Origin of the sequence: Lysinibacillus phoenicis (assembly GCF_047238325.1) — a bacterium.
GTDB lineage: Bacteria > Bacillota > Bacilli > Bacillales_A > Planococcaceae > Lysinibacillus > Lysinibacillus irui.
On the sequence record NZ_JBDFMP010000002.1, the window covers coordinates 3,784,185 to 3,799,811 of the forward strand.

Annotated in this window: 10 protein-coding genes; all 10 read left to right on the forward strand. The window is 34.7% G+C overall.

Features of this window, described 5'->3' with window-relative positions:
- The first annotated feature begins 11 nt into the window (after positions 1-11).
- The 10 genes from ABC382_RS20385 (at position 12) to ABC382_RS20430 (ending at position 15,605) form a co-directional block, all read left to right on the forward strand.
- Positions 12-863, forward strand: coding sequence for a MetQ/NlpA family ABC transporter substrate-binding protein (locus tag ABC382_RS20385; protein ID WP_313470977.1), 852 nt, complete (start codon positions 12-14; stop codon positions 861-863).
- Positions 864-1,165: 302 nt separating this feature from the next.
- Entirely contained in the window at positions 1,166-2,038 is an 873-nt protein-coding gene (locus ABC382_RS20390) for a response regulator (RefSeq protein ID WP_322611050.1), read from the forward strand.
- Positions 2,035-3,078 (forward strand): HEAT repeat domain-containing protein, encoded by a 1,044-nt coding sequence (locus ABC382_RS20395; protein ID WP_322611049.1) that lies wholly within the window; start codon positions 2,035-2,037, stop codon positions 3,076-3,078. The genes ABC382_RS20390 and ABC382_RS20395 overlap by 4 nt, the downstream gene beginning before the upstream one ends.
- Complete coding sequence (locus ABC382_RS20400; protein ID WP_322611048.1) at positions 3,079-4,500, forward strand: glycosyltransferase family 2 protein; 1,422 nt, start codon at positions 3,079-3,081, stop codon at positions 4,498-4,500.
- Positions 4,497-7,676 (forward strand): hypothetical protein, encoded by a 3,180-nt coding sequence (locus ABC382_RS20405; protein WP_412927066.1) that lies wholly within the window; start codon positions 4,497-4,499, stop codon positions 7,674-7,676. The genes ABC382_RS20400 and ABC382_RS20405 overlap by 4 nt, the downstream gene beginning before the upstream one ends.
- Before the next feature lie 471 nt (positions 7,677-8,147).
- Positions 8,148-9,473 (forward strand): nucleotide sugar dehydrogenase, encoded by a 1,326-nt coding sequence (locus ABC382_RS20410; RefSeq protein WP_322611046.1) that lies wholly within the window; start codon positions 8,148-8,150, stop codon positions 9,471-9,473.
- A 16-nt stretch (positions 9,474-9,489) separates the two neighbouring features.
- The gene (locus ABC382_RS20415; RefSeq protein WP_322611045.1) at positions 9,490-10,923 is read left to right on the forward strand and encodes a polysaccharide deacetylase family protein; all 1,434 of its coding nucleotides are present in this window, start codon (positions 9,490-9,492) and stop codon (positions 10,921-10,923) included.
- Positions 10,920-12,788, forward strand: coding sequence for a glycosyltransferase family 2 protein (locus tag ABC382_RS20420; RefSeq protein WP_322611044.1), 1,869 nt, complete (start codon positions 10,920-10,922; stop codon positions 12,786-12,788). Before ABC382_RS20415 ends, ABC382_RS20420 begins: the two co-directional genes overlap by 4 nt.
- A complete protein-coding gene (locus ABC382_RS20425; protein ID WP_322611043.1) occupies positions 12,785-14,536 on the forward strand; it encodes a polysaccharide deacetylase family protein in 1,752 nt (583 codons plus the stop codon). Before ABC382_RS20420 ends, ABC382_RS20425 begins: the two co-directional genes overlap by 4 nt.
- 22 nt (positions 14,537-14,558) lie before the next feature.
- The gene (locus ABC382_RS20430; protein ID WP_322611042.1) at positions 14,559-15,605 is read left to right on the forward strand and encodes a glycosyl hydrolase family 18 protein; all 1,047 of its coding nucleotides are present in this window, start codon (positions 14,559-14,561) and stop codon (positions 15,603-15,605) included.
- Positions 15,606-15,627: the final 22 nt, after the last annotated feature.

A 15,627-nucleotide genomic window follows, 5' to 3' on the forward strand; every position in this document is an offset into this window, starting at 1 on the left:
GAGTGTCATAAATGAAGAAATTATTGGCAGGATTATTTTTATCAATACTTGTCCTAGCTTTAGCAGCTTGTGGTACTGATAAAAAAGAAGATGCAAATTCAGCATCAGATGATCAATCAGATAGCAAAGAAAACGTAACATTAAAAGTAGGTGCTTCTAACACACCACATGCTGTTATTTTAGAAAAGGCAAAACCGATTTTAGCAAAAGAAGGTATTGATCTTGAGATTGAACCATATACAGATTATGTTTTACCAAACCAAGATTTAGAGTCAGAAGAAATTGATGCAAACTATTTCCAACATATTCCTTACTTAGAGTTACAAATTAAAGACAATGGCTATGATTTCGTTAATGCAGGTGGCGTTCATATTGAACCAATCGGTATTTACTCTAAAAAATATAAATCATTAGAGGACCTTCCTGAAGGAGCAACAATTTTACTTTCTAATTCAGTATCCGACCATGGTCGTATGCTATCATTATTAGAAGCAAAAGGCTTAATTAAACTAAAAGAGGGTATTGATAAAACAGCAGCTGAATTAAAGGATATTGAAGAAAATCCTAAAAACTTTAAATTCGATGCGAATACTGCACCAGAAATGCTTGTACAAATGTATGAAAATGACGAAGGTGATGCAGTATTAATCAACTCTAACTTTGCTATTGATAACGGCTTAAACCCAATCGAAGACGCTATTTCTCTTGAAGACAAAGAATCTCCATATGTAAACATCATTGCTGTACGTAAAGGTGATGAAACAAAACCAGAAATTAAAAAATTATTAGAAGTATTAACTTCGAAAGAAATCCAAGACTTCATCTTAGAAGAATGGAAAGGTGCAGTAGTGCCGGTAAAATAAGAATTGAAAATTCTTCAAAAGGGTACATAAGTTTAATGACTTATGTACCCTTTTGTGTTATTGAAAAAAGAGAATGTCACTTGAAAAAAGCGAGGCGGTTGCTTTTCATCTCGGTCATTGGGAAGCCCACCTTTCCTAAGAAAGGGTACAGATGATTAATTATCCTCAACTATGTACTTTTTATGACGTATAGGTATGTTCAGATATTGTCTAGTTATATTTTTTACTATAATACTGTTGTTAATTTATTAAATAAATGATAGAAAATAATAATATAGAAAAACAAATAGGGAGTGATTCTAATGAATGATATAAAATTCGCCCATGATATCATGCAAGAACATGAAGTAGAACGCTACTTTGAAATATGGCGGGAAAGTGTTATTAGATCACGCCTTACAATAACAGCAGTCTTTTTAAAAAGAGCTAATTCTACACAACCAAATGAAACCACGAATGATCAAGTTACCTCATTTTTACAATCGAAAATACGTAAGACAGATTTGCTTTTTCAATTATCCGATGGAAATCATTGGGGTATCTTTTTTTTACAAAGTAGTGATGTAGAAGCTAAAGCATTTTTAAAACGAATATTTGCCATCCTAAAAGCAGAACGGAAGTTTCAACATATTGCATTAAAGGCCTCTATAACAGAAATAAGAAATAATAACGTTATCTTTGAAGAGTTGTTAAATAAAAATAAACAAATGCTATCAGAGGATGAGCAATTAACGTGGAGTATAGCAGAAGTAAAAGATTATAGTGAGCAACCAACGGAATTAGTGAAAGTTAGTATTATTGAACAGAACGCTATTTTTAGACAAGTATTAGAGTCAACGCTAAACCAAATTGATATCCCTCATTTTACTCTGGATGTAAAGGCTTATGAGGATGGTTATAGCTTTTTACAATCGGATGATTATAAATCAGGGCATATGCATCTAATTCTTATGAATGATATTTTACCTCTAAAAAATGGCTTAGAAATATTGCATATCTTACGACATATGCCAAATGAAAAGAAATTTATTATTTATATGATGTCAGAACGCAATTCTGAAGGGGCAGCGCTTAATGCTTATGAAGGCGGTGTTGATGAATATATTGTCAAACCATTTAATTTACGTTTGCTCGAAGCCAAAATTAAAAGAACTTTTGCGAGGTTTTGGCTATGATTAAGCTGACTATTTCTACGCTTTTCGCAATAATTTCCTTCTTACTAGTTGTGCTCTTTATCTTTTTACTGTATTTACTTGTTCAGCGACAGCGTGAAAGCTATTTTGAAAAAGTTCGTGACCGTTATTTACAAAATTATTCTCAACTTTGGTATGATTACTTATTCAATAACGCACTATTTAGTATCGTATTGGTACCTAGAGGAAGGGCGCAAGTTGAAGCTATTGAAAGAATTTTTTCATCCTATTTAAAGAATATAAGGAATGAACAGTTGGAACTAAAAATTAAACAATTCTCCAATCAATATTTAAAAGCATTCTACGAAAAAGATTTATCAAGTAGACGATGGAGTATTCGAATGAATGCCCTCTATCGAATTGCAGACTTACAAATAGATCAATTGCTAACGAAGTGCCAAGAATTCGAAAAAAATAACATTACAGATGAAGAACATTTCCAGTTATTAAAAATATACTCCCTTTTCCAACCAGATTTATTTATGGAGAAAATAAAAAATTCCAATGTAAATTACGCTGAAAGTGAATATAGAAGACTGTTTGTATTATTAGATGATAATGTATTTATTCAATTTTTCCATGATTTTAATAGCTTGCCAGCTAATATGCAATTTGCTGTTATTGATACTGCTGCTGTAAAAAGAAAGATGGAGTATTTGGAGGAGTTAAAAAAATTATTAGACCATAATACGACGGAAATAAACATCAGAGCATTAAAAGGTCTTTATGAAATAGGTATTATTGATGAGATGGATCCCTTTATCCCTTTTGTGACTTCAGAAATGTGGGAAGCAAGGTTAATGGTTGCCAAAATTTTCAAGCATGTACCGCTTACTTACACTTATAGTTATTTAGAGCAACTTCTTCAAGATGAGAATTGGTGGGTACGTTCTCAAGCGGCAAAAACGATTGTAGAAGATCGACATGGTATAGCTAAATTACAGCAATTCATTGAATCCTCAAATGACCAATATGCAATTGAAATGGCCCAGGAAATTGCAGCGAGAAAAGAGGGGAAGTAAATGAAAATAATTGACTATTGCATGATGTTTTTTGGGGGCATTATTTTATTTTATATGCTGTTCGTTATCGTTTCATATTGTACAATGTTCATCATTGCTATGCTGGATTTAAGAAAACGCTATCGTCTCGATCTATCAGAGTATGATGATGCACATATAGATGCTTTTTATTCAAAACCCGTGTCGTTACTTGTTCCTGCTTACAATGAAGAAGTAGGGGTTGTAGATACAGTTTATTCATTATTGAATTTACGTTATCCTCAAACTGAAATTATCATTATTAACGACGGGTCTACAGATCAAACCCTTCAAACGGTCATCGAACATTTTCAAATGAAGCCAATCAACAAAATTGTCCGAACTAACATCCCTACAAAAGATATTAAGCAAATATATGAATCTGAAATCTATAAAAATTGTATTTTAGTTGATAAAGAAAATGGTGGTAAGGCTGATGCGCTAAATGTGGGTATTAATGTCTCTCAATATCCGTATTTTTGCTCCATTGATGGGGATTCCATTTTAGATGAAAAATCCTTGCTGCGGGTGATGAAGCCTATCATTTTATCTGATGGTGAGGTCATTGCGGCAGGTGGTAATATTCGTATTGCAAATGGCGCAAAGATGCAGTTTGGCTCTATTTATGAGACTCAATTACCTAGTAATTACTTAGTAATCATGCAAGTAATCGAATACTTGCGGGCATTTTTAATGGGGAGAATAGCCTTAAGTAAATTCAATTTAGTCCTTATTATTTCAGGAGCATTTAGTGTTTTCTCTAAAAAATGGGCTGTTGAAGCAGGTGGATATTCAACCAATATTATTGGCGAAGATATGGAACTTGTAGTGAATATTCATCGACTTATAAAAGAAAAAAAAGAAAATAAACGTATTGAATTTGTACCCGACCCAGTTTGCTGGACGGAAGCACCTCAAACATTAGGGGTACTGCGCAATCAACGAAGAAGGTGGCATCAAGGGTTATTTGAAAGTCTATGGAAGCACAAAAAAATGACCTTGAATCCTAGATATGGCATGATTGGATTTCTTTCGTTCCCGTATTTTTGGCTAGTAGAATGTCTAGGGCCTATTGTGGAGTTAGGTGGATATATTTATATCGTCATAGCCTTTTTCGTAGGGAAAATTTATTATGAAGTTGCGCTCATGCTGCTACTACTATTCGTTATTTATGGTGTTATTTTTTCAATAGCGGCAGTATTGTTTGAATCGTGGAGTATGAATACGTATCCAAAAAAACGAGAGTTGTTACGTATGATTCTTTTAGCGTTTACAGAAATTTTTTGGTATCGCCCACTAACATTATTCTGGCGCTGTGAGGGATTAGTTCGTTTTGTCTTAAGAAAAAGTGACTGGGGTAATATGAAACGTGTCGGCATTGCTGAAAAGGAGAAAAGTGTATGAAACGAATCTATATAGGGGTTATGGTCGTACTAGTCCTTATAATAATCCCTATTGCATGGTGGTACTTGGAAGATGAGAAACAGCTAAATGTAGCCGTTATAGATAAAACGGTTCCGAATGAGTCTTACCGAGAGCACTTAGGGGTGAATTGGTTTTTAAACCATTATAAATATAGATTAAATAATGAACCTTATGACGTAGAACGCGATTACTATGGAACAGCTCCAAATGATGAAACTAAAAGTGTTATAGAAAAGAAGTTGCCAAATGATTATAGTGACTATGATGTTATTTATTTGGCAGATACGTACGGAGTTTATAAAGATGATTTGCAACAAACAAAACGTTTAGGTGAACGTTCTGAAAAAATTGTTGGAGGACTTGAACAGAAAGAATGGCAGGCAATCGTCGAACGCTTAGCCAGCAAAAAGAAGAGCATGTTAATTGCTGAGTATAACACGTTTGCTTCACCAACATCAGAGGAAGTTCGTAAAGAATTACAGGATTATTTAGGAATCACATGGTCTGGCTGGATCGGGCGTTATTTCGATGAGCTTGATTATCATAAAAATTTAGAAATACCGCAATGGGTTATCGATGAACATGGCGATAGTTGGTCATATAAGGGTGGAGGATTTTTACTATTTAATGAAATAACAGAAGAACTACTTGTACTTGAATTGGACAAGCATGTTAAATCTGCAGGTATTCAAGTGCAGTTTACTGAAAATGGTAAAAAATTCTTTCATTCATCTGCAAGGGCGCAATACGATTATTGGTTTGATATTATTACACCTAAATATGCTGAAGATGCTCTTGCAAATTATAAATGGGATTTAACGAAAAAGGGAACAGAGCTGTTAAAGGCTAATGGTATTCCAGAACAATTTGCAGCAATTGTAGGTCAAGATAAGCGCTACACATCTAGTTATTATTTTGCGGGAGATTTTAATGATATCGCAAGGGTACCAAATATTTATAAGATAAAAGGGTTACCAACAATCTATAAATATGCTGAGAAGTATGCAGACAGTTCGTTTTATTGGTCCATTTACATCCCGGTAATGCATAAAATATTTGATTCATTTGAGCACAAAGAGGTTCAGGATACTGTGAATCATGAGAAATTAAACTATAATGCACGGATTCAGGGACAATCTTTTGAAGTGCGAAGAGACGGCAAATGGGAACCAATCGTATTTAAGGGTGTCAATATCGGAATGGGGAAACCTGGTGCCTTTCCTGGAGAAGCAGCAATTACTGAAGAGGAATATTATCGATGGTTTAAACAAATAGCAGACATGAATGCTAATACGATACGAGTCTATACATTACATCCACCCGGCTTTTATAGAGCACTTGCTAAATATAATGAAGAACATCCAAAAAATCCACTATATGTTTTACATGGAGTTTGGATTAATGAAGAGGGCTTATCAAATTCATTGGACGCCTATGATAAAGATACGTTAGAAGATTTTCAATTAGAAATGAAACGAATGGTAGATGTCATTCATGGAAATATCTATGTGGAGCCTCAACCAGGACATGCATCTGGCTTGTATGATGTAGACGTATCAAAATATGTTATAGGATGGGTATTAGGAATTGAATGGTATCCACATATGGTTGTTGGAACGAATGAAAAACATGCAAATATTGGTCAATACAACGGTACTTTTTTTGAAACAAAGGATGCCTCTCCATTTGAGCATTGGCTAGCAGAACAAATGGATCTTGTGTCAGTTTATGAAAAGGAAAAATATAACTGGCTACGTCCAATGAGTTTCACGAACTGGGTCACAACTGACATTCTTGAACATCCGTCAGAGCCATCTGAGGATGAAGATTTAGTAGGGGTCAATCCAAATGTTATTTATACAAAAGGAGAGATGACTGCACCGGGACAATTTGCTTCCTATCATGTGTATCCTTACTACCCTGACTTCTTTAATTTTGATAAAGATTATTTAAATTATGTCGATTTCCGAGGGAACAAAAATAGCTATGCAGGTTATTTAAAAGAGCTCCATGAAGCTCATAATATGCCAGTTCTTATTGCGGAATTTGGTATCCCTGCATCACGTGGTAAAACACATGATAATGTATATGGTTGGAATCAGGGGCAAATGTCAGAACAAGCACAGGGAGAAACACTTCAACATTTATTTGAGGATATTATGCATGAAGGGCTCATGGGAGGACTTGTTTTTACATGGCAAGATGAGTGGTTTAAACGAACGTGGAATACGATGGATTATGATGATCCGAATCGTCGACCATTTTGGTCCAATGCCCAAACAAATGAGCAACAGTTTGGTTTATTAAGCTTTGATAGAATGAAGGTAAAAGTAGATGGCGAGACAACGGAATGGATGGGTAAACAGCTATATGATACTACACCAAACAATCCAACAGATTTTGCAGTAGACTATGACGAGCGCTATTTGTACATTAAATTAAAAAGTGAGGAGTTAGCCCATACCTCCCCTCGCATTTTATTAGATGTTGTACCAGATCAAGGAAATACGTCTGCTACATCTATAAAAAATATGACGTTTTCAAATGGTATTGATTTTATAGTTGAGCTCAATAAAAATGGTGATTCTCGGGTTGTTATTGATGAATACTACGATTTTTATGATTATTTATATGGCCACCGTTTAAATTTAGTTGCTCCTCGAATGGCTAATGCTATGAAAAATAGTGGAAAGTTCGCCCCTATTTACTATGTGTTAAATAAACAACTATTTTTACCTGAGCAAAATAGAACGACTGATTTTAGTATTTATGAAACAGGAAAATTACATCAAGGAAATGCTAATCCAGAAGCGAAAGACTATGATTCTCTAGTTGATTATACTTGGGCTGAAGATAATGTTATAGAACTTCGCATCCCTTGGTTATTGATTCAAGCCAAAGATCCAAGTCAACGTGAGTTTATAGGTGACCTCTATAAAGATGGTAATCAGGCTTCCGTTAAAGTAGACAATATTTATATTGGTGCTTTATTTGTAGATAAAGAGAACAACGTTGTTCAATCTATGCCAGCAGCTACTAATGGTGTTTTACCACCACTGTCTGCTTATACATGGGAAACTTGGCAAGTACCAAAATATGAAGAGCGCTTAAAACAATCCTATTATATTTTACAAAAATTATTTAAAGCATATTAAAGAAGCTAAGGGTAGATTGTTCTGCCCTTAGTTTTTTATTATTTATCAATCCCCTTAAGTGTCGGTGGACAACCGGCGATTAAGGGGATTTTTAGAATTGTAGAAAGAAAAAGTTTTCTAAACAAAGTATTTTTATTTTACAGTTAATGGTTAATTTAAAAGTATTGTAAATGGATATTTTTATAATGAAAAAACGGTGTATTTATTTAAATGATAGGTCTTTAATACCGAGAATGTAATTGTTTAGAAATTGTTCAGTTTCAATTAGTACTATATAAACATTAATAAATTTATTTTGAATGATATGTAATCCTACTGATCTATTTCGACTAAAGAGACATATGTAAGTTTGAATGTTGAAGGGGGCTTTTTACAAAGAATGACTGGAATTGAACCATTACTTTATGGAATACTTTCCTCGGTTAAAATAACGAAAAATTGAAAAACAGATTAATTAAAGGAGTAATTTTAATGACAATCGAAACGAAATCACTGAGTACAGCTTTATTGAAAAAAATTCAAACAAAAAAAGCAACAATTGGAGTGATCGGACTTGGCTATGTAGGTTTACCGTTTGCTGTGGAAATGGCTCAAAAAGGATTTAAGGTTATTGGCTTTGATAAGAATCAAGAAAAAATCAGACAGTTGCAAAATGGTGAAAGTTATATTGCTGATTTACCGAGAGAAAATATAGAGCAAACAATCGAAAGTAAACAATTTGAAGCAACTAAAGATTTTTCTATGCTTTCACAAGTAGACGTTGTGATTATTTGTGTACCTACACCTACTACTGCTAATGGGACACCTAATATTTCATATATCGAGGAAGCAACGCATGCTATCGGACAAAATATTAAAGCGAATGCGCTAGTTATTCTTGAAAGTACGACTTACCCTGGGACAACAGAAGAAATGGTCCAGCCTATTTTACAAAAATATGGTTTTGCTATTGGTCAAGATTTGTTTTTAGCGTATTCACCAGAACGTGTTGATCCAGGAAATAGCACCTTTTCCGTGTCGAATACACCTAAAGTCATTGGGGGAATAACAGCCACATGCCTAGAATTATCAAAAATTTTTTATGAAACAGTCCTTCATACACATGTGTGTACTGTGACAAGCCCTAGAGTGGCTGAAATGGAGAAATTACTTGAAAATACTTTTCGCCAAATTAATATAGCCCTTGTAAATGAGTTAAGTCAGATTTGCTATAAGATGAACATTGATATTTGGGAAGTTATTGATGCAGCTTCTACAAAGCCGTATGGTTTTATGCCATTTACACCAGGGCCAGGAGTGGGAGGACATTGTATTCCAGTCGATCCCAAATATCTACTATGGGCTGGGCAACAACATGGTATCTCTGCAACGTTAATTGAAGCAGCTGATAAAATCAATGACTCAATGCCCAACTTTGTAGTCGAGAGACTAAGTAATTACTTACGTATTCAAAATAAAGAGCTGTATAGAGCCAATATTGTTGTCATTGGTGTCACTTATAAGCCTAACATAAATGATTCACGTGAATCGCCAGCACTTCATGTTATTCAACAACTACTAGATAAACAATGCCAATTAACGATCATTGATCCTTTTATACAAACATTCTCTATCGAACAATCGCATTTCGATACGGTTGCATTAACAGCACCAATAATCCAACAAGCAGATGCAGTATTAATTTTAACGAATCATTCAACTATTGATTACTCTTTAATTGATCAACAAGCTTCTTTAATTTTTGATACACGCAATACCCATTTTTTGTTCGAAAATAAAAATTATTACAAATTATAAGGGGAATTCATAGGAAATGAAACTACTAAAACTATGTGGTCTGCTCATCATACTATTCTTAGCGGGCTGTCAGACAGCGACCCAAGAAACGATTCATCCCATCGATTCTTCTATAGAGGTTAAAAAATCTGATGGAAGTAAAAGTGATGTAATCAGTCATGCCAATATTGTAGTGCCGAAAGTATCGTTAACATTTAATGGTTTAGCAGATAACGACACAATGAAATTGCTATTAACGAAACTAGATGAATCCAATATGAAGGCTACCTTTTTTCTGGACGGAATGCGTGTTGCTCAGGAGCCAGAGCTTGTGAAAGATATCTTAAAAAGAGGACATGAGGTGCAAAACGGTACATTGACATTTCCAGATGTATCGACTTTGAATTATGAGCAAACGTATGAAGAAATCATGTTAACCAATCAAATTTTTGAAGAGCATTTAGGCTATACACCAAAATTTGTTCGTAGTCGTTCAGGCGATGTTACCGATAATATGCGCTTAGCAGCTAAGGCGCTTGATATGAAAGCTGTTATTGGATTATCTATTAACCCACTTGATAGAAAAATGCAAAGTGCTCAGGAGCTGATTAATTATATCAGTAAATATATTGATAGGGGCTCTATTATTCATCTCAACACATACATTAATCCTGCCATTATTGATGCTATACCATTATTAGCTCAATTAGCTAAAGAACGCGAGTATACTATTACTACCTTAAGTGATCTATTAGATGAACGTTATTTAACAAAGTCAGTGGAAGAGATTGCTGGATATGATGCTGTCAGTCCCAATTTAAATTATGAGCAAGTCCAGCCAAATTTATATTATCGAAAAGAGACAACCAAAAAGGAAATAGCTATCACTTTTGATGATTGGGCACATGAAAAAAGAGTAAAAGAAGTGTTGGATGTATTACGTAAATATAATATCAAAAGCACTTTTTTCCTAATAGGAAGTGGAGTAGAGAAGAATCCGCAATTAGCGAAGATGATTGTAGAGGAAGGACATGAGGTAGCAAGCCACTCCTATTACCATTTAGATGTTACAAAGATGACACCAGAAGACTTACAAGCGGATTTAGTGAAGGCACATCAGGCATTAACCTATGCATTACAAGAGCCGCCACTTCTTTATTTCCGACCAGCTCAAGGAATCATGGATGAACGAACAGCTAAAATCATTACTGCTGCGGGAATCAAAACGATTGCTATGTATGATATCGCTTCTTTTGATTGGAATTTAGATTACTCAGCACAAGATATTTACGACCGGGTGATTTCTAGAGTTGCGCCCGGAAAGGTCATTGTTATGCATATCCTAGATGGGACAAACACGGTAGAAGCACTTCCACTCATCATTGAAAAACTTCTAGAAGATGGTTATAGCTTTAGCAAAATGTCAACTTGGATTGAAGAAGATTCAAATAGGGATGTGAATGAACAATGAAAACAAAAAAAGAGATCTTAACGATACCACGCTCTGACCGTAGGATTCTTTCAAATATTCCCGATCCCGAAAATGTAAGGAGCCTTGTGAATCGTCGTGGAGCATCCTATCAGAAAGAGGAAATTGATCCGACAGATGTGAATGAAATTTATCGACTTCAACAATTGAGTTTACGCTACGAAACTCATTTTGAGGTTCATATTAAAAGGGTAAAACGCCAAGTGAGCGTAGAAAAACTTTATGCAGAGGATATTTCGGTAACGGGTATCCTCGTTTACTCTAATCAACCTCATCAATTTTTAATAGATGAAATTTTAACAATGAATTTCACTATACCGGGTGGTGCAATGCCTGAGGGCTATGAAGCTAAAGTGAAGTTAAAGGCTAAGGTTGTCCGTTATTTTACAAAAGAAGTGGATGGAGAACTACGTTATTATGCTGCCTGTGAATTTTTACAGCCTTTAAACGAATATATGACAAAAAAACGTTGGGGCATTTCTATTTTTATGGCCAGTTTATTTTTATTGGTCGTATCGCTTATTGTCATGTTAATGAGAGCAGAAAGTGTGATTTACTTTAGGTTTAATAAATTTTTATATCTTTATAGTATTATTGCAGCAACATTTCTATTAAGTAGATATTTATTTGGTATTTTTTATAAAAGTGTACCGATCAATCCGAAGTTTGAACCAGGTGTCTCCATTATTATCCCAGTCTTTAATGAGGAAGAGTGGATTCACCGCACGATTTCTAGTTGTATCAATCAATATTACCCAGTGGATAAATTAGAAGTAATCGTTGTTGATGATTGTTCAACGGATCGTACAGAGGAAAAGGCAAACGACATGATTAACCTTATTCATCAGGAGGGTGAAAGATTTAAGACGAATGATCGATTAAAGTTTTATAAGCTTCCGCAAAATGGTGGGAAAAGGGAAGCGTTAGTTGCGGGTGTTCATCAAGCAAAGCATGATTTAGTTGTTTTTGTGGATTCAGATAGTTTTTTAGAGCCACATGCAATCCGCAATTTAGTACAACCTTTTCAAGATCCTAAAATGGGCGGTGTGGCTGGTCGAACAGAGGTTGAAAATAAATTTACGAATGCGCTAACTAAATTACAAACGGTTCGTTATTATATTGCCTTCCGTATCATGAAAGCAGCTGAATCATGGTTTGATACGGTTACTTGCTTATCAGGACCACTAGCCTGTTACCGAAAAGAGCTAATTTTAAAAAATGAAACAGCTTGGCTTAATCAAAAATTTCTTGGTCAGCCAGCAACTTTTGGTGATGACCGTAGTATGACGAACTATATTTTAAAAACACATCGAACAGGCTATCAGGACAATGCCATTTGTTCGACAATTGTTCCATCTGACACAAAAGTTTTTCTATCCCAGCAAATGAGATGGAAACGTTCTTGGCTTCGAGAATCATTGCGCGCATTTTTATTTATGTGGAAAAAAGAACCGTTTATGTTCCTTTTCTTCATTATCGGTTTAATTGTGCCGATTGCAGCACCGATTGTCGTTGTTTATAACTTAATTTATGTACCAGTCATGTATGGTATTTTTCCTACAACGTTTTTAATAGGTTTACTATTAATGGCCATGCTAATGAGTTTGGCTCATCTATTCTTTAGAAAAAGTAAACTATGGGGATTTGGTTTTATCTTTGTCCTTTATTATGAATTTATTTTGCTATGGCAGATGCCAGTTGCTTGGGTGACTTTTTGGAAATCTACATGGGGGACAAGGGAAACACCACAGGATGTTCTAGCGAAGGAAAAGAAAATGGAAAAGCAAAAATTACGAAAATCCCGATTTTCGATGTTGAAAATTAGAAAAAAGGGTGAGAAGGAATGAACGGAAAAAGTGTAGAGCTTCAGCCAGCTAAAAAAAATCGTCGGAAAATCATTCGTTCGATCGCTCAATTAATTATAGTAGTATTGTTAGCTGTCATTTTAATTAAAGCTGTTTTTCTAACAGAGAAAAGAGGAGCTGAAACAGTTCCATTAAATAATAAAGAGGGTTTTATTGCCCTTTCCTATTTTGGCGTCAGTAGAAATGAATCACCTAAATATGTGTCTAAAAAGAATTTAGAAGAACAATTAACTTTGTTAGAAAAACAAGGGTATCAAACTATTACTCAAAAGGATATTTTAGACTTCTATCAGCATGATAAACCATTGCCGGAAAAAGCTTTGTATCTATCATTTGAAGATGGTCGTACAGATTCTAGTATTTTTGCTCAAAATATTATGGAAAAATTAAATTATAAGGCAACGATGTTTACGTATGCCAATAAAATGGATACAACCGATAATAAATTTTTAAAGCCTAAAGATTTAAAATTGATGGAAAAAAGTGGTTATTGGGAAATGGGCTCCAATGGATATAGGTTAACTTATATTAATATTTTTAATGATAAAGGACAGTCCTTAGGCGTCATCGATGAAAACAACGTACCGAATAAAACAACAATAGAATACTATAATCACTATTTAATGGATTTTATTCGTAATCAATATATGATACCAAGTGAAACTCGACAAGAGATGGAGGCTCGAATTAAGAAGGACTACAATTTAATGCAGGATATCTATCATGAAGAGCTGGGGGAAGTCCCTAAAGCCTACGCAATTATGCATGCAAACTCACTTTATAACAATATGGATCCTCTCGTGGAAAGTGTCAATAACAAAGAAATTAAGGACAAGTTTCGTATGCATTTTAATCGAGAATTAGGGGCCTACAATGATAAAGAGGCAGATCTTTATAATTTAAGCCGATTACAAGTATCGCCATATTGGTCAACCAATCATGTGATGATGAAGATCAGACAGGCCAGTAGACAAAACGTACAATTTAAAATAGGAGATCAGGAAGTAGCTCAACACTGGGAAGTGATAAATGGTGCGGCAGAATATGAAAATAATGAGATCACCTTAACTTCAGCTCCATCAAGTGAAGGCAGAATTCTTCTAAAGGAGCAACTGCCAGATCAATATAATGTGAATTTTGCGTTTAAAGGGAATGTGGTTGGCCAACAAGCTTTCTATGTAAATTATGATGAAAAAACAAATAGTTATTTACGAATTGCACTAGTCGATAATGAAATTGTAATAAGTGAAAAATTACCAGGCGGGGGAATTGTCGAAAAAGAACGCTTTCCATTAAATGAAATTAAGTGGAATGAAGAAGAATACGCATTTAATAAAGCAACAGTTTACACTTACCATGATACGCAAAAAGGGTCACGTATAGATGAAGAAGAGTACCCAAGAAACCTAACGGAAAAAAGAGTATTTAACATTGCTATAAATAAGGATAAAATAGAAATAGATGTAGATAATGTATTATCCGAGACCGTTCAAATAAATCCGAAATTACAAGGGGCACAGATTGGATTTGGTGCGTTATACAGTAATAAGAACACTTCACATGAACAGTATGCAGATGATATTTACGATACATTAATTGAAGATATTTTGATTACAGATAAAAACGATCAAACTATTTTTACGAACCAATATACGAATTTCGAGAAGGTTAAGTATAAATCCACTGCGTTATTTAATCATGTCGTTGATTTCTTTATCGAGACCTTCTAAATCGGGGTGAAATTAGAGTCAAGTGAAGAACATTATGTTATTTATTTGTATTGCGCTACTATTTATTACAGCTTGTAGTAATAGTAAAGAACAGCCAGCTAAAGCAAAGGAAGAATTTAACGATAAGGAGAAGCTCCGATTATCTATTTGGTTACCAGAATGGCAAAATAAATCCGCCATGAAAGATGTGGAAAATTCTCAACTTGGATTACAAGATATACGTGTTTTTGGCGCATATTTTAATAGCAAGGATGAACTATTGTTAACAGAAAATGCCGTAGATATGTTGCAAAAGACCAAGCAGCAATTTAATGATTCCCATCATGTGATCCTAACACTCATCAATGATTATGTAACAGAGAATGCCCCATCTGTTCAAAAGGATAGCACGCTTTTGCATAGATTATTGCAGGATTCCTCAGCAAGGCAAAAGCATATTGGAAATATTTTGCGGGTTGTGGAACAATATCAAGTAAATGGCATTGAGATTGATTATGAAAAGGTGGCTAAAGATGACCTTCAAAACTATATCCTATTTTTAGAAGAGCTTTACCAAGAGCTTTCCAAAAAGGATGTTACATTGCATGTTGTACTCGAACCACGCTTTCCTTTTGATGTGAAATTGCCAGATGGACCTCACTATACAGTAATGGCCTATAATGTTCATGGTTATCACAGTGGGCCAGGTGCTAAAGCTACTTTTTCTTTTCTAGATGATTTAGTAACAAAAATAAAGAAGTCTAATCAAGATTTAGCTATCGCCTTTGCCACTGGAGGTTTCGATTGGGTAGCTCAGGGCAAAACAGTCGCTTTAACAGAGCTTGAGGCCGAACAATTACTAGCCGATAGAAAAGCAGCTAAGCAGCGTGATCAAGCAAGTGGAGCCATTTATTTTTCATATGTAGATGACAATAATGTCAGCCATGAAGTTTGGTATGCTGATCAAGAAACGCTAGAAAAATGGGTTACTTACGTACAGAAGAAAAGCTATCATGACGTTGTATTATGGCGTGCAGGAGGCTTAGGAGAGAAAACAATAGAATGGATTGCTGAGCAATCAACAGAATAATAAAAAAATCGCCCAAAAGGCG

What these genes read in the sequence shown, in the direction of transcription:
- ABC382_RS20405 (WP_412927066.1), top strand. Translation starts at nt 4,497, where the DNA reads ATGAAACGAATCTATATAGGGGTTATGGTCGTACTAGTCCTTATAATA.
- ABC382_RS20390 (WP_322611050.1), top strand. Translation starts at nt 1,166, where the DNA reads ATGAATGATATAAAATTCGCCCATGATATCATGCAAGAACATGAAGTA.
- ABC382_RS20395 (WP_322611049.1), top strand. Translation starts at nt 2,035, where the DNA reads ATGATTAAGCTGACTATTTCTACGCTTTTCGCAATAATTTCCTTCTTA.
- ABC382_RS20385 (WP_313470977.1), top strand. Translation starts at nt 12, where the DNA reads ATGAAGAAATTATTGGCAGGATTATTTTTATCAATACTTGTCCTAGCT.
- ABC382_RS20400 (WP_322611048.1), top strand. Translation starts at nt 3,079, where the DNA reads ATGAAAATAATTGACTATTGCATGATGTTTTTTGGGGGCATTATTTTA.
- ABC382_RS20425 (WP_322611043.1), top strand. Translation starts at nt 12,785, where the DNA reads ATGAACGGAAAAAGTGTAGAGCTTCAGCCAGCTAAAAAAAATCGTCGG.
- ABC382_RS20410 (WP_322611046.1), top strand. Translation starts at nt 8,148, where the DNA reads ATGACAATCGAAACGAAATCACTGAGTACAGCTTTATTGAAAAAAATT.
- ABC382_RS20415 (WP_322611045.1), top strand. Translation starts at nt 9,490, where the DNA reads ATGAAACTACTAAAACTATGTGGTCTGCTCATCATACTATTCTTAGCG.
- ABC382_RS20420 (WP_322611044.1), top strand. Translation starts at nt 10,920, where the DNA reads ATGAAAACAAAAAAAGAGATCTTAACGATACCACGCTCTGACCGTAGG.